Here is an 18,759-nt window from a genome sequence, read left to right as displayed (position 1 = left end):
GCTTGGCGCCGAGCACCGACGCGACGAGGGGCGCCGGCCCGCTCGCCCACCCGACCTTCCAGCCGGTGAAGGAGAACGTCTTGCCGCCGCTGGAGATCGTGAGCGTCCGCTCCCACATGCCCGGCAGCGTCGCGATCGGCACGTGGGGGACGTCGAAGGTGAGGTGCTCGTACACCTCGTCGCTGATGACGACGAGGTCGTGCTCGCGCGCCACCTGCGCGACGGCCGCGAGCTCGTCCGGGGTCAGCACGGTGCCGGTCGGGTTGTGCGGCGTGTTCAGCAGGATCGCGGTCGTCCGTGGCGTCACGGCGGCGCGCAGCTGCTCGAGCGGGAGCCGGAAGTCGGGCGCGCGCAGCGTCACGGGTCGACGCACCGCGCCGGCCATCTGGAGCACCGCGACGTAGGAGTCGTAGTACGGCTCGAGCACGACGACCTCGTCGCCGGGCTCGACGATGCCCAGCACCGCGGCGGCGATCGCCTCGGTGGCGCCGGTCGTCACGACGACCTCGGTGTCGGGATCGACGTCGAGGCCGTACCAGCGGCGCTGGTGCTCGGCGACGGCCTCGCGCAGGGCGGGCACGCCGACCCCGGGCGCGTACTGGTTCGCGCCGCCGCGCAGCGCCTCGACCGCTGCCTCGCGCACGACGTCGGGCCCGTCGGTGTCGGGGAAGCCCTGACCGAGGTTCACGGCGCCCGTCGCGGCGGCGAGCGCGCTCATCCGCGCGAAGATCGTGGTGCCCAGGCCGTCGATCCGGCTGCTCTGCGTCCTCATCCCTCGCGACCCTACGCGCCCGCGGGACGGCGAGCCGGGCACCATTTGACGCGTTTCCCTGACGACCAGGGACTTTGGTCCCATGATGGTGCGTGGGTCGAGGGAGCGGCCCGCGGACCGGGGGGAGCCGGTCCGGGTCGGACGTCCTCGACGTCCGAGGGAGAGGGGGACCATGGCCACGCGCATCTCCGCGTCGGTGCGGCCGTACACGCTGACCGAGCGCGACCGTCACCTCGTGACCCGCTTCTCCTTCGGCGTCGACGAGCAGCTCACCGCCGCGGTGCGCGCGGCCGGGGGCGCCGAGCGCTGGTTCGCGACGCAGCTGACCCCGACGTCGGTCGCCGACCCGTCCGCCACCGTGCACACCTGGTGGCCGCGGCTCGGGCACACGCCCGCGAAGGCCTGGGCCGAGGTCAAGTCCGGACGGTCGGGCGCCTGGCAGTACGGCTTCGACCTCGCGCAGTACTCGATGGTGCAGAAGATCCTCACGCGCCGGCAGCTGCAGGAGGTGCTGCACGACGTGTGGTCGAACCTGCTGTACGTGCCGGTCGGCCACGACCGCAGCTTCCCGTGGCGCTTCCACTACGACCAGACCCTGCGCGGCCTCGCCCTGACGAGCTACCGGCAGCTGCTGCGCGCGGCGGTCGTGCACCCGGCCATGTCGGGCTGGCTCAACAACGACCTCAACACCAAGCGCGGCATCAACGAGAACCTCGGCCGTGAGCTCCTCGAGCTGTACACGGTCGGGCGCGCGTCGGGCTACACCGAGGACGACGTGAAGGACTCCGCCCGTCTGCTCACGGGTCACAAGGTCAAGGTGTTCGACACCTTCGCGGCCTCCTACGCGCCGGAGGACCACTGGACGGGTCGCGTGCGCGTGCTCGGCTTCACCCACGCGAACGCCGCCGCCGACGGTCGACCGGCCCTGGCGGCCTACCTCGACCACCTGGCGCTGCACCCCGCCACCGCCGAGCGGGTGGCGCGCCGGCTGTGCGTCCGGCTCGTCGGCGACGACCCGTCGCCGTCGCTCGTGCGCAGCGTGACCGCCGCCTACCGGGCCTCGCGCAGCGACGTCCGCGCGACGCTCAAGGCGCTCCGGACCCACCCGGAGTTCCTCGCGGCCCGGCGCCGCACGCTGCGGGCGCCGGTCGAGGACGTCGTGGCGTCGGTGCGGGCGCTCGGCATCCGCCCGGTCCGCTTCCGGGGCAAGGACGCGTTCCCCGCCAACCTCGTGTGGGCCGCGGGCCGCCTCGGCCAGGAGCCGTACGGCTGGCCGCGCCCCGACGGCTACCCGGAAGGGTCCACGAGGTGGGCCTCGCCGTCGCGCATGCTCGGCGCCTGGAACCAGCACTACAGCCTGGCGGGGCGCTGGAACTCCGCCGACGGACAGGCGTTCCCCGCCCCCGCCTCGGTGCTCCCGACCGCCTTCCCGCGCACGCTCGCGGAGATCGTCGACCACCAGTCGCGGCTGCTCGTGGGCCGACCCGCCGACGCCACCACCCAGGCCGCGGTCGCGACCATGCTCAACCGTGCCTCGGGGTCGGTCTACAAGACCGTGGCCGACGTGTCGGGCTGGCACCTGACCCTCATCCGCGGCACCGTGCTCAACACCCCGGAGGGGATGCTGCGATGACCGGCACCGACGACTGCGGGTGCGTCGACTACGGCCTCACCCGACGCTCGCTCCTCGCCTCCGGCGCGGCCCTCGGGCTCGGCGGGGTCGTCACGTCGATGGTCGGCGACGTCCTGACGTCGGCCGTCTACGGCGCCACCGGCGGGAACGTCCTCGTCGTGCTGTCGCTGCGCGGTGGGGCCGACGGCCTGTCGATGGTGGTGCCGCACGCGGAGGCGGCCTACCACGCCGCCCGCCCGACCACGGCGCTCAAGGCCACCGAGCTGCTGCACGCCGACGCCACGTTCGGCCTGCACCCGAAGTTCGCGCCGCTGTCGCGCTGGTGGCAGGCCGGCAGCCTCGCCGCGGTGCACGCCGTCGGGCTCCCGGCCCCCAACCGCAGCCACTTCGAGGCGATGGAGGAGCTCGAGGACGCCGACCCCGGCAGCAGCGCCCGCGTGGGCTGGATCAACCGCATGATCACCGGGCTCGGCACGCAGCCCGACGTGCTCGACGCGATGCAGCTCGGCAGCACGACCATGCCGACGTCGCTGCTCGGTCCCGCGCCGGCCGTCGCCACCGAGACGGTCGACGACCTCGGTCTGCCGTTCGCCGACGACGCGCGGCTGAGCGGCGCCCTGGGCAGCTTCCTGCAGACGACCTACGGCCGCCGTGGCGGCGTCGTCGGCTCCGCGGGACTCGACGCCTACACCCTGTCCCGACGCACCCGCAGCATCGCCGACGCCGCGCGGAGACCGCCCGCCAACGGTGCGCGCTACGCCTCCGGCGACACGGGCCGCGCCATGACGCACGCCGCCGGCCTCGTCACATCGGGCCTCGGCGTGCGCGCCATCGCCATCGACGCCGGCGGGTGGGACCACCACATCGGTCTGCGCTGGAACGTGGCGGCCCGCATCGAGGAGCTCGCCACGAACCTGGCCGCGTTCTTCACCGACCTCGGGCCGGCGGCCGACCGCGTCACGCTCGTGACGATGAGCGAGTTCGGACGTCGGCTGCGCGAGAACGGCGCCAACGGCGTCGACCACGGGTACGGCAGCTGCGCCCTGCTCATGGGCGCGGGAGTCAGGGGCGGTCGCGTGCACGCCCGGTGGCCCGGGCTCGGCACGGAGCAGCAGGTCGACGGCGACCTGGCCGTCACCACCGACTACCGCGACGTCGTGGCCGAGGTGCTGCGCTCGCGCTTCCCGGAGGTCGACGTCTCCGCGGTCTTCCCGGGGCTGGTGCAGCGGCCGCTCGGCATCATGGCCTGAGGGCAGCGTCGAGGCGTGGAGGCATGAAGCTGCCCCGCCGTTCTCGGGGGGTGAAACGGCGGGGCAGCGACTTCACTATAGGCACGCGCCGCGAGCGTCTCCACCGGAACGGCCAGAAATGTCCGCTCGCGGGCTGAGATGTGGGTCACATCGACGATCGGTCGGGGCATCAGGCAGGGGATGACACAATCTCCGACATGAGCACCGTGGCCCCTCCGCGCCCCGCCCCCGGCGGTGGACGTCGGGGTCCGCGGCGCCGGTTCTCGGTCGTCGGGGCGATCGGCCTCGTCCTCGTGCTCGCCGGGCTGAGCGTGCTCGGCTACGTCGCCTGGCAGTACTGGGGCACCAACATCGTCTCCAAGCAGCAGCAGGCCCAGGTGCGCGAGGCGATCTCCGAGGACTGGAAGAACGGCACCGACGGCAAGAACATCGGTCTGCTGCGCGTGCCCCGCTTCGGCAAGGACTACGAGGTCCCCATCGTCAAGGGCTTCGACCCCGGCTCGCTCGCGAAGGGCGTCGGCTTCTACCCCAAGGGCGACCTGCCGGGCGAGCTCGGCAACTTCGCCATCGCCGGCCACCGGGTCACGCACGGCGAGCCGTTCCGCGACTTCCTCAAGCTGCGCAAGGGCGACCGCGTGTACGTCGAGACGCGCACGGCCGTCTTCACCTACGTCCTGCGCAACGCGGGCGACTCGATCACGGTCGACTTCACCGAGGGCTGGCCGCTGCAGCAGGTGCCCGACCCGGCGCTGCGCGGCGAGCCGCCCACCAAGAACGTCCTGACCATGCTCACCTGCTCGGAGCTGTTCCACACCGACAACCGCAACGTCGTGGTCGGCGACCTCGTCCGGATCGTCGACAAGTCGGACCCGGAGCGCAAGATCCCGCTTCCCAGCGCCTAGGAGCCCCTGCCCCGATGCACGACTACCAGCGCGCGTTCGTCGAGTTCGCGATCGGTCACGACGTCCTGCGCTTCGGCTCGTTCACGCTGAAGTCCGGCCGCACGTCGCCCTACTTCTTCAACGCCGGCGGCTTCGACACCGGCGCCCGGCTCGCGGGTCTCGGACGCTTCTACGCCGCGGCGATCACCGAGCGTGCCCCGGCGTTCGACGTCCTGCTCGGCCCCGCCTACAAGGGCATCCCGATCGCGGCGGCCACGGCCGTGCAGCTCGCCGAGGCGCACGACCGCGACGTCCCCTGGAGCTTCAACCGCAAGGAGGCGAAGGACCACGGGGAGGGCGGTGTCGTGGTCGGCGCCCCGCTGCGCGGCCGGGTGCTGCTCGTCGACGACGTCATCACCTCGGGCAAGGCGATCCGCGAGGTCGTGCCGATCGTGGAGGCCGCCGGCGCCGAGCTGGCCGGCATCGTCGTCGCCGTCGACCGCCAGGAGCGCGGCACGGGCGAGCTGTCGGCGGTCGACGAGGTGCGCCGCGACCTCGGCGTCCCGGTCGAGGCGATCGTGACCTTCGACCACGTCATCGAGTACCTCGAGGAGTCCGGCCGGCACGCCGAGCACCTGCAGGCGGCCCGGGCGTACCGCGACCAGTACGGCGCGTGAGCGAGCAGCACGAGCGCAGCGACGAGGTCGGCGTCGGCCCCTGGGTGGGACCCGTCCCCGACGACCCACGCCTCGACCCTGCGCTGCTCGCCGACGGCGACCGCCGCAACGTGGTCGACCGCTACCGCTACTGGACCGTCGACGCGATCGTCGCCGACCTCGACACCCGTCGTCACCCGTTGCACGTGGCCGTCGAGAACTGGCAGCACGACTTCAACATCGGCTCCGTCGTGCGCACGGCGAACGCGTTCAACGTCGCGGCCGTCCACGTCGTCGGCCGGCGTCGGTGGAACCGTCGGGGCGCGATGGTCACCGACCGCTACCTGCACGTCGAGCACCACGCCGACGCAGCCGACCTCGCCTCCTGGGCGGCGACGCGTGGCCTGCCGCTGCTGGGCGTCGACAACCTGCCCGGTGCGGTGCCGCTCGAGACGACCTCGCTGCCGCGTGCCTGCGTCCTGCTCTTCGGCCAGGAGGGCCCCGGCCTGAGCGACGCTGCCCGCGAGGCCTGCGCCACCACCCTCTCCATCGCCCAGTTCGGCTCGACCCGCTCGATCAACGCCGGAGCGGCCGCCGCCATCGCCATGCACGCCTGGATCCGTGAGCACGCCGAGGAGTCGCCTTGACCGCCCCCACCGTCCCGTCCGTCCGCCTCGACGTCGTCGACCCCGACGACCCGCGCGCCCACGCCGCGCTGACGTCGTACCTGGGCGAGGTCGACGCCACCCTCGCGGACGGCTACGCGCCGGGGCCCGACGACCTCGACCCCTACCGCGAGCCGACGGGCGTCTTCCTGCTCGCCACGGCCGGGGGCGGCGAGCTCGACGGCGAGGTGCTCGGCTGCGGGGCGCTGCGCGACCTCGGCGACGGGTCGGCCGAGGTGAAGCGCATGTGGGTCGACGCGCGGGCGCGCGGCACCGGCCTGGGGCGTCGGCTGCTGGCGAGGCTCGAGGAGCACGCCCGCGCCCTCGGCTACCGGCGCGTGCGGCTCGACACCAACGACCAGCTCGTCGCCGCCCTGACCCTGTACCGCTCCGCCGGGTACGCGGAGATCGAGCGCTACAACGACAACCCCCACGCCCGGCACTGGTTCGAGAAGGCGTTCGGGACTGCGGACGACGCGGACCGACTTTAGGCTCGAGCCATGACTCGCGTCGTCGTCGTCGGGGGTGACGCGGCCGGGATGACCGGCGCGTCCGCCGTCCACCGCCTCCTCCCGGACGTCGAGGTCGTCGTCCTCGAGCGGGGCCACCACACGTCCTACTCCGCGTGCGGCGTGCCCTACTGGGTGGCCGGCGAGATCGACGGACCGGACGGCCTCGTGGCCCGCTCGCCCGAGGAGCACCGCGAGCGCGGCATCGACGTGCGCCTCGGCAGCGAGGTGGTGGCGGTCGACGTCGACGCCCACGAGGTGCGCTACCGCGACCTGGCGGGCGAGCACACGCTCGGCTACGACCGCCTGCTCGTCGCGACGGGGGCCGGCTCGATCCGGCCGGACCTCCCGGGCGTCCACGCGCCCGGCGTCATGAGCGTCAAGGACCTCGTCGACGGCCAGCAGGTCATCGACCGCATCCACGCCGGCGCCCGGCGGGCCGTCGTCGTCGGCAGCGGCTACATCGGCATCGAGATGGCCGAGGCCTGCCTGGCACGAGGACTCGACGTGACGGTCGTCGAGCGCGAGTCGACACCGCTGCCCATCGTCGAGGACGAGATCGGCGAGGTCATCGCCGACGCGATGCGCGAGAAGGGTGCGCACATGGTCACCGAGGCCGCGGTCACCGGCTTCGACGTCGGCGACGACGGTGCGGTGACCGCCGTGCGCACCGACGAGGACACGTTCGCGGCCGACCTCGTCGTGGCGGCCTTCGGCGTCGTCCCCCGCAGCGAGCTGCTCGCCGACGTCGCCGACCTCGGCACGAAGGACGGCATCGTCACCGACGACCAGCAGCGCGTGCTCGCGCCCGACGGCTCGCTCGTCGCCGACGTGTGGTCGGCGGGTGACTGCGTCGTCACCCACGACCGGCTCACGTCGTCCCTGATCCACCTGCCCCTCGGCACGCACGCGAACAAGCAGGGCATGGTCGCCGGCGAGTCGATCGCCGCGTCGCTCGGTGCGGACTGGTCGGGGCGGACCTTCCCCGGCGTCGTGCAGACCGCCATCACCAAGTTCTGCGACCTCGAGATCGCCCGCGCCGGCCTCGGCCGCGCCCAGGCCGACGACGCGGGCCTGGACACCGTGAGCGCCGACGTCGAGACGACGACCGTCGCCGGCTACTACCCCGGCGCGGAGCCGATGACCCTCTGGGGTCTCGCCGAGCGCGGCACCCGGCGGCTGCTCGGCGTGCAGCTCGTCGGTCGCGGGGGAGCGGTGCGCATCGACACCGCCGCGATGGCCCTCTGGTCGGGGATGACCGTCGACGAGCTCGTCATGACCGACCTGTCGTACGCGCCGCCGTTCTCGTCGGTGTGGAGCCAGGTGCAGGTCCTCGCCCGTGCGCTCGTGAAGCAGCTCGACCAGTAGGCTGGGCGCACCGCCGTCCGGCCGCCCTGCAAGGAGACTCCATGCCCGTCGCCACCCCCGAGACCTACGCCGCGATGCTCGACAAGGCCAAGAGCGAGTCGTTCGCCTTCCCGGCCATCAACGTGTCGTCGTCGCAGACGCTCAACGCCGCCCTCGCCGGCTTCGCCGAGGCCGAGTCCGACGGCATCATCCAGGTCTCCACCGGCGGCGCCGACTACTTCTCGGGCCCCACGGTCAAGAACATGGTCTCCGGCTCGCTCGGGTTCGCGGCGTTCGCGCACGAGGTCGCCAAGAAGTACCCGATCAATGTCGCCCTGCACACCGACCACTGCCCGAAGGACAAGCTCGACGGCTTCGTCCGCCCGCTCATCGAGGCCTCCACGGAGCGCGTGAAGGGCGGCGGCCTGCCGTACTTCCAGTCGCACATGTGGGACGGCTCGGCCGTGCCGCTCGACGAGAACCTCGTCATCGCGCAGGAGCTGCTCGCCAAGGCCGCTGCCGCGCACATCATCCTCGAGGTCGAGATCGGTGTCGTCGGCGGCGAGGAGGACGGCGTCGAGGGCGGGATGGGCGAGCACCTCTACACGACCCCCGAGGACGCCCTGGCCACGGTCGAGGCGCTCGGCCTCGGCGAGAAGGGCCGCTACCTGACCGCGCTCACGTTCGGCAACGTGCACGGCGTGTACAAGCCCGGCAACGTCAAGCTGCGCCCCGAGGTGCTGAAGGCCGCGCAGGAGGCCGTCGCCGCCAAGTACGGCAAGGAGGACGCGTTCGACTTCGTCTTCCACGGCGGCTCCGGCTCCCTGCCCGAGGAGATCTCCGCCGCCGTCGACTACGGCGTCGTCAAGATGAACGTCGACACCGACACCCAGTACGCGTTCACGCGCCCCGTCGCCGACCACATGTTCAGCAACTACGACGGCGTGCTCAAGGTCGACGGCGAGGTCGGCAACAAGAAGGCCTACGACCCGCGCGCCTGGGGCAAGGCCGCCGAGGCCGGCATGGCCGCCCGCGTCGTCGAGGCCTGCCAGAACCTCCGCTCCGCCGGCACCACCCTCTGAGCCACCCCGCACCGCAGCCCCGACCTCGCCGAGGTCGGGGCTGCGGTACGTCGGGGGGTGCGCCGCCGCAGGACGTCCGGACTTGCTGGTGCGCTGCCTCGGCTGGCGCTGGGGGTGGCCTCCGCAAGGGCCTCGACCGGGCGGCCGGGCGGGCCCGTGGGCTGGGTCCTCGGGCTGTGGCCCGTGCTGTGGACGCAGGATTCGGCGTTCGTGTGCGGGAGGGCCAAGGATGCTGCGATTGCTCCGGGATCCCGTAGCAGTCGCAGAAGCATCCGGGCTTCAGCGCACGAAGGAAGAATCGTGGGTGCGCTCGGGGTGGGGTGGGCAGCGCTTCTCCCTTCTCGTGGCACGGTCCACGAGAAGGGAGAAGCACTGCCCCGTCCGACCCGCTCAGCGGTGGATCCACCACCTGAAGGGCGCTCAGAAGGTGGCAGGTCCACCGATGGGACGCGCCAACGCAGGTTCCTGCGTCCACCCCGGCACAAACCGGCAGCCCGAGACCCCAGACCAGCGCGGTCGCCAGCCGCCCGGTCGAGGCCCTTGCGGAACCCGCCGCCACGACGAGCCGTGCCGACGCAGCCCCACCCGAGAGGGAAACCGCACCGACGCAGCCGCAGCCGAGCGCTCAGCCAGCCCGAGGCGCCCGCAGCCCACCCCCACCACAGCCCGAGCCCACCAGCACGACGACGGCGACCGCGCACCCCGGAATTTGCCCGGGCTGGTGCCGGGAGGTACTGTTGAGTGCTGTGCCTGGATTGTCCAGGACGCTGCGCGCATCCCGCCACCTCGCACCAGTTCCGGCGGCGAGTGCAGCACGACTCAGAGTCCTTCTCGCCTGAAGAAAGAAGTTCGTAGTGCCCACGATCAACCAGTTGGTCCGCAAGGGTCGCCAGAGCAAGGTGACCAAGACCAGCACGCCGGCCCTCAAGGGCTCGCCGCAGCGCCGCGGTGTGTGCACCCGCGTGTACACCACCACGCCGAAGAAGCCGAACTCCGCGCTGCGCAAGGTTGCTCGCGTGCGCCTGTCCTCGGGCACCGAGGTCACGGCCTACATCCCCGGTGAGGGTCACAACCTCCAGGAGCACTCCATCGTGCTCGTGCGTGGTGGTCGTGTGAAGGACCTCCCGGGTGTGCGCTACAAGATCGTCCGCGGCTCCCTCGACACCCAGGGTGTCAAGGGCCGCAAGCAGGCTCGCAGCCGTTACGGCGCGAAGAAGGAGAAGAGCTGATGCCTCGCAAGGGCCCCGCGCCGAAGCGGATTCCCGAGACCGACCCGGTCTACAACAACCAGCTCGTCACGCAGCTGATCAACAAGATCCTCGTGGACGGCAAGAAGCAGACCGCGCAGCGCATCGTCTACACCGCGCTCGAGGGCACCCGCGACAAGTCCGGCACCGACCCGGTCGTCACGCTCAAGCGTGCGCTCGACAACGTCAAGCCGGCCCTGGAGGTCAAGTCCCGTCGTGTCGGCGGTGCGACCTACCAGGTCCCGATCGAGGTGCGCCCCGCGCGTCAGACCACCCTCGCGCTGCGCTGGCTGGTCAAGTACGCCGGCGAGCGTCGCGAGAAGACCATGGCCGAGCGCCTCATGAACGAGCTCCTCGACGCCAGCAACGGCCTCGGCGGCAGCGTCAAGAAGCGCGAGGACACGCACAAGATGGCCGAGGCCAACCGCGCCTTCGCCCACTACCGCTGGTGATTCCAGCAGCATCCATCTTCGACGTAAGGAACTGGTAGCTCACCGTGGCAACCGACATCACGACGGACCTCACCCGCGTCCGCAACATCGGCATCATGGCGCACATCGATGCCGGCAAGACCACCACCACCGAGCGGATCCTCTTCTACACCGGGATCACGTACAAGATCGGTGAGGTCCACGACGGTGGCGCCACCATGGACTGGATGGAGCAGGAGCAGGAGCGCGGCATCACGATCACGTCCGCCGCCACCACCTGCTGGTGGAAGGACCACCAGATCAACATCATCGACACCCCCGGGCACGTCGACTTCACGGTCGAGGTCGAGCGCTCGCTGCGCGTCCTCGACGGTGCCGTCGCCGTCTTCGACGGTGTCGCCGGTGTCGAGCCCCAGTCCGAGACCGTGTGGCGTCAGGCCGACAAGTACGGCGTGCCGCGCATGTGCTTCGTCAACAAGCTCGACCGCACGGGCGCCTCGTTCGACTTCTGCGTCAAGACCATCCGCGAGCGCCTCGGCGCCACGCCGCTGGTGCTGCAGATCCCGATCGGCGCCGAGAGCGACTTCCTCGGTGTCGTCGACCTCGTCGGCATGCGCGCGCTCACCTGGCGCGGCGAGACCACGATCGGTGAGGACTACACCGTCGAGGACATCCCCGCCGACCTGGCCGACGCCGCCGCCGAGGGTCGCGAGGCCCTGCTGGAGACGCTGTCCGACGTCGACGACGAGATCGCCGAGAAGTACCTCGAGGGCGAGGACATCTCCGTCGAGGAGCTGAAGGCGGCCATCCGTCGCGCGACGCTCGCGGCACAGCTCAACCCGGTCCTGTGCGGCACGGCGTTCAAGAACAAGGGCGTCCAGCCCCTGCTCGACGCCGTCGTCGACTTCCTGCCGTCGCCCATCGACGTCGGTGACGTCAAGGGCCACGACGCGAAGGACGAGTCGGTCGAGGCCACCCGTCCGCCGTCGGAGGACGCGCCGTTCGCCGGTCTGGCGTTCAAGATCGCGACCGACCCGCACCTGGGCAAGCTGACCTTCGTGCGCGTCTACTCCGGTCGTCTGGAGGCGGGCACCCAGGTGCTGAACGTCACCAAGGGCCGCAAGGAGCGGATCGGCAAGGTCTACCAGATGCACGCCAACAAGCGTGAGGAGATCGCGTCGGTCGGCGCCGGCCAGATCGTGGCCGTCATGGGCCTCAAGGACACCACCACGGGCGAGACCCTGGCGGACTCGGCGAGCCCGATCGTCCTCGAGTCGATGACGTTCCCCGACCCGGTCATCCAGGTCGCCATCGAGCCGAAGACGAAGAGCGACCAGGAGAAGCTCGGCGTCGCGATCCAGAAGCTCGCCGAGGAGGACCCGACGTTCCAGGTCCACACCGACGAGGAGACCGGTCAGACGATCATCGCCGGCATGGGCGAGCTGCACCTCGACATCCTGGTCGACCGCATGAAGCGCGAGTTCAAGGTCGAGGCCAACGTCGGCAAGCCGCAGGTCGCGTACCGCGAGACCATCAAGCGCGCCGTCACGGGTCACAGCTACACGCACAAGAAGCAGACCGGTGGTTCGGGCCAGTTCGCCAAGGTCGTCATCGGCGTGGCCCCCAACGGCCCCGACGCCGGTGGCGAGGGCGGCTACGAGTTCGTCAACGAGGTCACCGGTGGCCGCGTGCCGAAGGAGTACATCCCCTCGGTCGACGCCGGTGGACAGGCGGCCATGGAGTTCGGCGTCCTCGCCGGCTACCCGATGGTCGACGTCAAGTTCACCCTCGAGGACGGCGCCTACCACGACGTCGACTCCAGCGAGCTGGCGTTCAAGCTGGCCGGCAACATGGCCTTCAAGGAGGCCGCGCGCAAGGCCGACCCGGCCCTGCTCGAGCCGATGTTCGCCGTCGAGGTCACGACGCCCGAGGACTACATGGGCGACGTGATCGGCGACCTCAACTCCCGCCGTGGACAGGTCCAGGCGATGGAGGAGGGCTACGGCGGAGCCAAGGTCATCAAGGCCCTGGTCCCGCTCTCGGAGATGTTCGGCTACGTGGGCGACCTGAGGTCCAAGACCTCCGGCCGCGCGTCGTACTCGATGCAGTTCGACTCCTATGCCGAGGTCCCCAAGGCCGTCGCGGAGGAGATCATCAAGAAGGCCCGCGGCGAGTAACCAACGGCGTCATCGGTAAGGTGGCCTAGGTCTCCCAGCGGGACCCGACGGCTTTCAGACCCAGCACCACATCAGACAGCGCAACACTCAACCCAGGAGGAGCCCACAGTGGCTAAGGCGAAGTTCGAGCGGACCAAGCCGCACATGAACATCGGCACCATCGGTCACATCGACCACGGTAAGACGACGCTCACGGCGGCGATCACCAAGGTGCTGCACGACAAGTACCCCGACCTGAACGAGGCCTCGGCCTTCGACCAGATCGACAAGGCTCCCGAGGAGCGTCAGCGCGGCATCACGATCTCGATCGCGCACGTGGAGTACCAGACGGAGAACCGTCACTACGCCCACGTCGACTGCCCCGGCCACGCCGACTACGTGAAGAACATGATCACGGGTGCGGCGCAGATGGACGGCGCGATCCTCGTGGTCGCCGCCACCGACGGCCCCATGCCGCAGACGCGTGAGCACGTCCTCCTGGCCCGCCAGGTCGGCGTCCCGGCCATGGTCGTCGCGCTCAACAAGTGCGACATGGTCGACGACGAGGAGATCCTGGAGCTCGTCGAGCTCGAGGTCCGTGAGCTGCTCTCCGACCAGGAGTTCGACGGCGACAACGTCCCCGTCGTCAAGGTCGCGGCCCACCCCGCGCTGCAGGGTGACGCCAAGTGGGGCGAGTCGATCCTCGAGCTCATGAACGCGGTCGACGAGTACATCCCGCTGCCCCCGCGTGAGACGGACAAGCCGTTCCTCATGCCGGTCGAGGACGTCTTCACGATCACCGGTCGTGGCACCGTCATCACCGGTCGTATCGAGCGCGGCATCATCAAGGTCAACGAGACCGTCGACATCGTCGGCATCCGTGAGACCAAGCAGACCACGACGGTCACCGGCATCGAGATGTTCCGCAAGCTCCTCGACGAGGGCCAGGCGGGCGAGAACGTCGGCCTCCTGCTCCGTGGTACGAAGCGCGAGGACGTCGAGCGCGGCATGGTCATCATCGCCCCCGGCTCGACCACCCCGCACACGGAGTTCGAGGGCCAGGTCTACATCCTGTCCAAGGAGGAGGGTGGCCGTCACACGCCGTTCTTCAACAACTACCGTCCGCAGTTCTACTTCCGGACCACGGACGTCACCGGCGTCGTCACGCTGCCCGAGGGCACCGAGATGGTCATGCCCGGCGACAACACCGAGATGAGCGTCCAGCTCATCCAGCCGATCGCCATGGAGGAGGGCCTGCGCTTCGCCATCCGCGAGGGCGGCCGTACCGTCGGCGCCGGCCGTGTCACCAAGATCAACAAGTGATCTGACGACACACCAGCACTGCTGAGCGAAGCCCCTCGGACCTTCGGGTCCGAGGGGCTTCGTCGTGTTCTGCGGTTTACCACGGGACCGTGGTGAACGTCGTCCTCCCGCGGCATGCTTGCCGCGGGAGGACGACCTTTGCCCAGGGAAGCGTGTCCACAGGCCTGCCTCGGACCAGCGCCTCGCCCCGCGTTCGTGCACAGGCCGGCGTCGGGTGCTGTCCTGACGTGGCCAGGTCGACGAGTGTCGAACCATGCTCGACGACCTCGTGACCATCGCGACCGCTCAGGGTGGGTACCTGTTCCGGCACCAGCTCAACGCTTCAGGTGTCTCCGACGCCCAGATCCGGCAGGCCTGCGCGAGCCGTCTCCTCGCACGGGTGCGGCACGGCACCTACGTCCCCTACGACCTCTGGCAGCTCGCGGACGCCGTCGAGAGGCATGCCATCGTCGCCAAGGCGGTGCTCGACAAGCTCGGGCCGACCGTCGCCGCGTCCCACGTGACGGCCGCCGTCCTCCACGGGCTCGACGTCTGGAACGTGGACCTCGGACTCGTCCACCTGACGCGCGTCGACGGGGGAGGCGGGCGACGGGAGGCCGGTGTGGTGTTCCATGAGAACCGGCTCGAGGACGCCGACGTCGTGGAGGTGGACGGCCGGCTGGTCACGGCTCCGACGCGCACCGTGCTCGAGTGCGCCTGCACGGTCGGCATCGAGGAGGGCATGGTGATCGCGTCGAGCGGACTCCGCTCGGCCGTCGTCGACGTCGAGCTCGAGCCGCGTCTGGAGGAGATCGGGCACTGGCCGGGTGCCCGGCACGCTCGGCTGTCGTTGCGGATGAGCGACGGGCGCGCCGAGACGGTGGGCGAGGTGCGCTCGTTGTACCTCATGTGGCGCTTCGACCTGCCGCGCCCCGAGCTGCAGCGCACGCTGGTCCTGAGGGACGGTCGCTCGGCGCGGCTCGACTTCCTGTGGGAGGAGAGTCGGCACTGCGGCGAGTTCGACGGGATGGTCAAGCTCGGCAGGCTCAACCCGTTCGGGGACGGCGACGTGCGCGCGCTCGTCCAGGAGAAGCAGCGCGAGGACGCCGTGAGGGACAGGCGGTGGGGCATGTCGAGGTGGGGATGGGTCGACCTGGGTCCGGCCCGACGCGCGGCGACCGCGCGCATGATCCTCGAGGGTCTCGCGCAGTCGAGACGGCTCTACGTGCCTCTCGCCGCCCGCTGAGCGACGGCGCGAGCGCCCACTTCCCGCGGCAACGGTCGTCGTCCCGCGGGAAGTTTGCCGTGGGCGGACGACGTTTACCACGGTCCCGTGGTAAACCGCAGGTCCGCGCCAGGGGCCGATTTGTGTTCCGGCGGGGGAGTCTGTCAGACTAGTGCGGTTGCTCCGGCCGGATCGCTGGGGCGTGCCCGCCCGGAACTCACGCCGGGGTCGACGAGCGCGCTGCACGGTGTCCGGCCTGACTGCTGGAAGCGACGTGACGCGGACTCCCTGGAGGCCGCGGCCCGCGACCGGAAGTCCAACCACCCAACTCCAGAAGGTTCGCGCACGCTCGTGGTCACCACCGCGACACGCCCGACCTCGGGGGGCGGAGGGGAGCGATCCCCTCCAGGGAGAACAAGCCCCAGGGGCACACCAAGCTGACGAAGAGTAAGGACGACCAGAGCATGGCGGGACAGAAGATCCGTATCCGGCTCAAGGCCTATGACCACGAGGTGATCGACACCTCGGCGCGCAAGATCGTCGACACGGTCACGCGCACCGGAGCCTCCGTGGCCGGCCCCGTGCCCCTGCCGACCGAGAAGAACGTGTTCTGCGTGATCCGGTCGCCGCACAAGTACAAGGACAGCCGCGAGCACTTCGAGATGCGTACGCACAAGCGGCTCATCGACATCATCGACCCGACGCCGAAGACCGTCGACTCGCTCATGCGACTCGACCTGCCGGCCGGTGTCGACATCGAGATCAAGCTCTGAGGGAGGACGAGAACACCATGAGCACCTCCTCCACCGTCAACGCGCGCGGCCCTCCTCGGCCGCAAGCTCGGCATGACGCAGGTCTGGGACGACGAGGGCAAGATCGTGCCCGTCACCGTCCTCGCCGCCGAGACGAACGTGGTCACGCAGATCCGCACCGCCGAGACCGACGGCTACACCGCCGTCCAGATCGGCTTCGGCGAGATCGATGGCCGCAAGATCACCAAGCCGCAGGCCGGCCACTTCGCGAAGGCCGGCGTCACGCCGCGTCGTCACGTCGTCGAGATCCGCACCGAGGCGATCGGTGACTACACGCTCGGCCAGGAGATCTCCCCGGAGATCTTCGCCGCCGGCGACGAGATCGACGTGACCGCCACCAGCAAGGGCAAGGGCTTCGCCGGCGTCATGAAGCGTCACGGCTTCGCCGGTGTCTCCGCCTCGCACGGCGCGCACCGCAACCACCGCAAGCCCGGCTCGATCGGTGGCTGCGCCACCCCGGGTCGCGTCTTCAAGGGTCTGCGCATGGCCGGCCACATGGGCGCCGAGACCGTCACCACCCAGAACCTGACCGTCCACGCCGTGGATGCCGCCAAGGGCGTCATCCTCGTGAAGGGTGCGGTCCCCGGCCCGAAGGGTGGACTCGTCGTGGTCCGCTCCGCGGCCAAGTCCGCCTCCAGCACCGGCGCGAAGGGAGCCTGATCCATGGCTGTCAAGACCATCGATGCCGCGCTGCCCGTCGACATCTTCGGCGTGCAGACGAACATCCCCCTGATCCACCAGGTCGTCACCGCGCAGCTCGCCGCCGCCCGTCAGGGCACGCACGACGTCAAGTCGCGCGGCGAGGTCCGCGGCGGTGGCAAGAAGCCGTACCGCCAGAAGGGCACCGGCCGCGCCCGCCAGGGCTCGATCCGCGCCCCGCACTACACCGGCGGTGGTGTCGTGCACGGCCCGACGCCGCGCAGCTACGACCAGCGCACGCCCAAGAAGATGAAGGCCGCCGCCCTGCGCGGAGCCCTCTCGGACCGGGCCCGCTCGGGTCGCCTGCACGTCGTCGAGTCGCTCGTCACGGGCGAGGCGCCCTCCACCAAGGCCGCCGTCGCCGCGATCGCGGAGCTGACCACGCGTCGCCGGGTGCTCGTCGTCGTGCGTCGTGAGGACGCCGTCACGGCCCTCAGCCTGCGCAACGTCACCGACCTCGTCGTGCTGACCTTCGACCAGCTGAACACCTACGACGTCGTGCTCAGCGACGACGTGATCTTCACGCAGGAGGCCTTCGAGGCCTTCGTCGAGGCGCGCTCCACCGAGGGTGCCGAGACGATCGCGCTCAGCGCGGCCGTCGTCGAGGCCGACGCCAAGCCCGCCGCGAAGCCGGCGAAGAAGGCGTCCGCGAAGAAGGCTCCGGCCGCCCAGGAGGCTCCGGCGCAGGCCGAGGCCGCCCCGGCGACCGAGGAGTCCGGCGCGGAGGGCGCGACCAAGACGCAGCCCTACGGCCCCGGCTCCAAGGCCCCGCTCAAGAGCGGCAACGCGCCCAAGGGTCACGAGATCAAGGGCAACGTCGACTCGATGAAGTTCCACACGCCGGACAGCCCCTGGTACGACCAGACGGTCGCCGAGGTCTGGTTCGACACCGAGGAGACCGCGCAGGCCGCCGGTTTCGAGAAGGCTGGTGAGTGACCGCATGAGCACCCTGCACAAGGACCACCGCGACGTCCTGATCGCGCCCGTCGTCTCCGAGAAGACGTACGCGCTCATCGACGACAACAAGTACACGTTCCTGGTTCACCCCGACGCGAACAAGACGGAGATCAAGATCGCCGTCGAGAACGTGTTCGGCGTCAAGGTGACGGCCGTGAACACGCTGAACCGCAAGGGCAAGACGCGCCGCACCCGCAACGGGCTCGGCAAGCGCAAGGACACCAAGCGGGCCATCGTGAGCGTCGCCGCCGGCCAGAGCATCGACATCTTCTCGAGCCCGAGCTGAGGACTGATCAGACATGGCTATCCGTAAGTACAAGCCGACCACGCCGGGCCGTCGTGGCTCCAGCGTCGCCGACTTCGCCGAGATCACCCGGACCACGCCGGAGAAGTCCCTCGTCGAGCCGCTGCCCAAGAAGGGTGGCCGCAACAACCAGGGTCGCATCACCACGCGTCACCAGGGTGGCGGTCACAAGCGCGCCTACCGCGTGATCGACTTCAAGCGCTACGACAAGGACGGCGTGCCGGCCAAGGTCGCTCACATCGAGTACGACCCCAACCGCACGGCGCGCATCGCGCTCCTGCACTACGCCGACGGCGAGAAGCGCTACATCATCGCGCCCGACGGCATCCGCCAGGGCCAGGCCATCGAGGCCGGCCCGACCGCGGACATCAAGGTCGGCAACAACCTGCCGCTGCGCAACATCCCCGTCGGCACGCAGATCCACGCCGTCGAGCTGCGTCCGGGTGGTGGCGCCAAGATGGGCCGCTCCGCCGGTGTGCGCGTGCAGCTCGTCGCCAAGGAGGGCTCGCGCGCCCAGCTGCGTCTGCCCTCCGGCGAGATGCGCTACGTCGACGTCCGCTGCCGCGCCACCATCGGCGAGGTCGGCAACGCCGAGCAGTCCAACATCAACTGGGGCAAGGCCGGTCGCAACCGCTGGAAGGGCAAGCGCCCGACCGTCCGTGGTGTGGCCATGAACCCGATCGACCACCCGCACGGTGGCGGTGAGGGCAAGACCTCGGGTGGTCGCCACCCGGTCTCGCCCTGGGGCAAGCCCGAGGGCCGTACGCGCAAGCGCAAGGCCAGTGACCAGATGATCGTCCGCCGCCGCAAGTCCGGCCGCTGAGCCTCGAC

18 protein-coding genes and 1 pseudogene are annotated in these 18,759 nt (G+C 70.6%); 18 read left to right on the top strand and 1 reads right to left on the bottom strand.

The window, feature by feature from the left end:
* Window positions 1-43 precede the first annotated feature (43 nt).
* Window positions 44-718, bottom strand: a pseudogene (locus QE370_RS01415) (aminotransferase class I/II-fold pyridoxal phosphate-dependent enzyme); the annotation flags it as partial.
* Between the two features lie 226 nt (window positions 719-944).
* On the opposite strand from QE370_RS01415, the gene QE370_RS01410 reads away from it, so the two are divergent.
* From QE370_RS01410 to rplB, 18 genes are all read left to right on the top strand, one after another.
* Entirely contained in the window at window positions 945-2,405 is a 1,461-nt protein-coding gene (locus tag QE370_RS01410) for a DUF1800 domain-containing protein (protein ID WP_309633138.1), read from the top strand.
* Window positions 2,402-3,655: a DUF1501 domain-containing protein gene (locus tag QE370_RS01405; protein ID WP_309633137.1), complete on the top strand. Its 1,254-nt coding sequence runs from the start codon at window positions 2,402-2,404 to the stop codon at window positions 3,653-3,655. The genes QE370_RS01410 and QE370_RS01405 overlap by 4 nt, the downstream gene beginning before the upstream one ends.
* Before the next feature lie 197 nt (window positions 3,656-3,852).
* Entirely contained in the window at window positions 3,853-4,557 is a 705-nt protein-coding gene (locus QE370_RS01400; RefSeq protein ID WP_309633136.1) for a class E sortase, read from the top strand.
* Between the two features lie 14 nt (window positions 4,558-4,571).
* Window positions 4,572-5,213: an orotate phosphoribosyltransferase gene (gene pyrE, locus QE370_RS01395; RefSeq protein WP_309633135.1), complete on the top strand. Its 642-nt coding sequence runs from the start codon at window positions 4,572-4,574 to the stop codon at window positions 5,211-5,213.
* The gene (locus QE370_RS01390) at window positions 5,210-5,839 is read left to right on the top strand and encodes a TrmH family RNA methyltransferase (protein ID WP_253023922.1); all 630 of its coding nucleotides are present in this window, start codon (window positions 5,210-5,212) and stop codon (window positions 5,837-5,839) included. The genes pyrE and QE370_RS01390 overlap by 4 nt, the downstream gene beginning before the upstream one ends.
* Window positions 5,836-6,348: a GNAT family N-acetyltransferase gene (locus QE370_RS01385; protein ID WP_309633134.1), complete on the top strand. Its 513-nt coding sequence runs from the start codon at window positions 5,836-5,838 to the stop codon at window positions 6,346-6,348. The genes QE370_RS01390 and QE370_RS01385 overlap by 4 nt, the downstream gene beginning before the upstream one ends.
* A gap of 9 nt (window positions 6,349-6,357) precedes the next feature.
* Window positions 6,358-7,734 carry an FAD-dependent oxidoreductase gene (locus tag QE370_RS01380; protein WP_253023926.1) on the top strand — a complete coding sequence of 459 codons (1,377 nt, stop codon included), beginning with the start codon at window positions 6,358-6,360 and terminating at the stop codon, window positions 7,732-7,734.
* A 41-nt stretch (window positions 7,735-7,775) separates the two neighbouring features.
* On the top strand, window positions 7,776-8,795 hold the full coding sequence (fbaA, locus tag QE370_RS01375) for a class II fructose-bisphosphate aldolase (RefSeq protein ID WP_309633133.1): 1,020 nt from the start codon (window positions 7,776-7,778) through the stop codon (window positions 8,793-8,795).
* Between the two features lie 854 nt (window positions 8,796-9,649).
* Complete coding sequence (rpsL, locus tag QE370_RS01370) at window positions 9,650-10,024, top strand: 30S ribosomal protein S12 (RefSeq protein WP_067859838.1); 375 nt, start codon at window positions 9,650-9,652, stop codon at window positions 10,022-10,024.
* Entirely contained in the window at window positions 10,024-10,494 is a 471-nt protein-coding gene (gene rpsG / locus QE370_RS01365) for a 30S ribosomal protein S7 (RefSeq protein WP_067859836.1), read from the top strand. Before rpsL ends, rpsG begins: the two co-directional genes overlap by 1 nt.
* 44 nt (window positions 10,495-10,538) lie before the next feature.
* Window positions 10,539-12,650, top strand: a complete 2,112-nt coding sequence (gene fusA, locus QE370_RS01360) for an elongation factor G (protein ID WP_067859834.1) — start codon at window positions 10,539-10,541, stop codon at window positions 12,648-12,650.
* A 108-nt stretch (window positions 12,651-12,758) separates the two neighbouring features.
* Window positions 12,759-13,952: an elongation factor Tu gene (gene tuf / locus QE370_RS01355; protein ID WP_067859832.1), complete on the top strand. Its 1,194-nt coding sequence runs from the start codon at window positions 12,759-12,761 to the stop codon at window positions 13,950-13,952.
* 253 nt (window positions 13,953-14,205) lie between these two features.
* Window positions 14,206-15,177, top strand: coding sequence for a type IV toxin-antitoxin system AbiEi family antitoxin domain-containing protein (locus QE370_RS01350; RefSeq protein WP_309633132.1), 972 nt, complete (start codon window positions 14,206-14,208; stop codon window positions 15,175-15,177).
* A gap of 443 nt (window positions 15,178-15,620) precedes the next feature.
* On the top strand, window positions 15,621-15,929 hold the full coding sequence (gene rpsJ, locus QE370_RS01345) for a 30S ribosomal protein S10 (protein ID WP_067859819.1): 309 nt from the start codon (window positions 15,621-15,623) through the stop codon (window positions 15,927-15,929).
* Between the two features lie 72 nt (window positions 15,930-16,001).
* On the top strand, window positions 16,002-16,628 hold the full coding sequence (gene rplC / locus QE370_RS01340; RefSeq protein ID WP_309633131.1) for a 50S ribosomal protein L3: 627 nt from the start codon (window positions 16,002-16,004) through the stop codon (window positions 16,626-16,628).
* Between the two features lie 3 nt (window positions 16,629-16,631).
* Entirely contained in the window at window positions 16,632-17,603 is a 972-nt protein-coding gene (gene rplD / locus QE370_RS01335; RefSeq protein WP_253023934.1) for a 50S ribosomal protein L4, read from the top strand.
* 4 nt (window positions 17,604-17,607) lie between these two features.
* Window positions 17,608-17,910 (top strand): 50S ribosomal protein L23, encoded by a 303-nt coding sequence (rplW, locus tag QE370_RS01330; protein WP_067859810.1) that lies wholly within the window; start codon window positions 17,608-17,610, stop codon window positions 17,908-17,910.
* Between the two features lie 13 nt (window positions 17,911-17,923).
* On the top strand, window positions 17,924-18,751 hold the full coding sequence (gene rplB, locus QE370_RS01325) for a 50S ribosomal protein L2 (protein ID WP_067859807.1): 828 nt from the start codon (window positions 17,924-17,926) through the stop codon (window positions 18,749-18,751).
* The last annotated feature ends 8 nt before the right edge of the window (window positions 18,752-18,759 follow it).

This window comes from Aeromicrobium sp. SORGH_AS_0981 (assembly GCF_031453195.1).
Classification (GTDB): domain Bacteria; phylum Actinomycetota; class Actinomycetes; order Propionibacteriales; family Nocardioidaceae; genus Aeromicrobium.
This window is presented reverse-complemented; position numbering and strand designations above follow the sequence as displayed.

Coding starts and splice junctions, on each gene's coding strand:
- QE370_RS01410 (WP_309633138.1), top strand. CDS start 945: ATGGCCACGCGCATCTCCGCGTCGGTGCGGCCGTACACGCTGACCGAG.
- QE370_RS01405 (WP_309633137.1), top strand. CDS start 2,402: ATGACCGGCACCGACGACTGCGGGTGCGTCGACTACGGCCTCACCCGA.
- QE370_RS01400 (WP_309633136.1), top strand. CDS start 3,853: ATGAGCACCGTGGCCCCTCCGCGCCCCGCCCCCGGCGGTGGACGTCGG.
- pyrE (WP_309633135.1), top strand. CDS start 4,572: ATGCACGACTACCAGCGCGCGTTCGTCGAGTTCGCGATCGGTCACGAC.
- QE370_RS01380 (WP_253023926.1), top strand. CDS start 6,358: ATGACTCGCGTCGTCGTCGTCGGGGGTGACGCGGCCGGGATGACCGGC.
- fbaA (WP_309633133.1), top strand. CDS start 7,776: ATGCCCGTCGCCACCCCCGAGACCTACGCCGCGATGCTCGACAAGGCC.
- rpsG (WP_067859836.1), top strand. CDS start 10,024: ATGCCTCGCAAGGGCCCCGCGCCGAAGCGGATTCCCGAGACCGACCCG.
- QE370_RS01350 (WP_309633132.1), top strand. CDS start 14,206: ATGCTCGACGACCTCGTGACCATCGCGACCGCTCAGGGTGGGTACCTG.
- rpsJ (WP_067859819.1), top strand. CDS start 15,621: ATGGCGGGACAGAAGATCCGTATCCGGCTCAAGGCCTATGACCACGAG.
- rplC (WP_309633131.1), top strand. CDS start 16,002: ATGACGCAGGTCTGGGACGACGAGGGCAAGATCGTGCCCGTCACCGTC.
- rplD (WP_253023934.1), top strand. CDS start 16,632: ATGGCTGTCAAGACCATCGATGCCGCGCTGCCCGTCGACATCTTCGGC.
- rplW (WP_067859810.1), top strand. CDS start 17,608: ATGAGCACCCTGCACAAGGACCACCGCGACGTCCTGATCGCGCCCGTC.
- rplB (WP_067859807.1), top strand. CDS start 17,924: ATGGCTATCCGTAAGTACAAGCCGACCACGCCGGGCCGTCGTGGCTCC.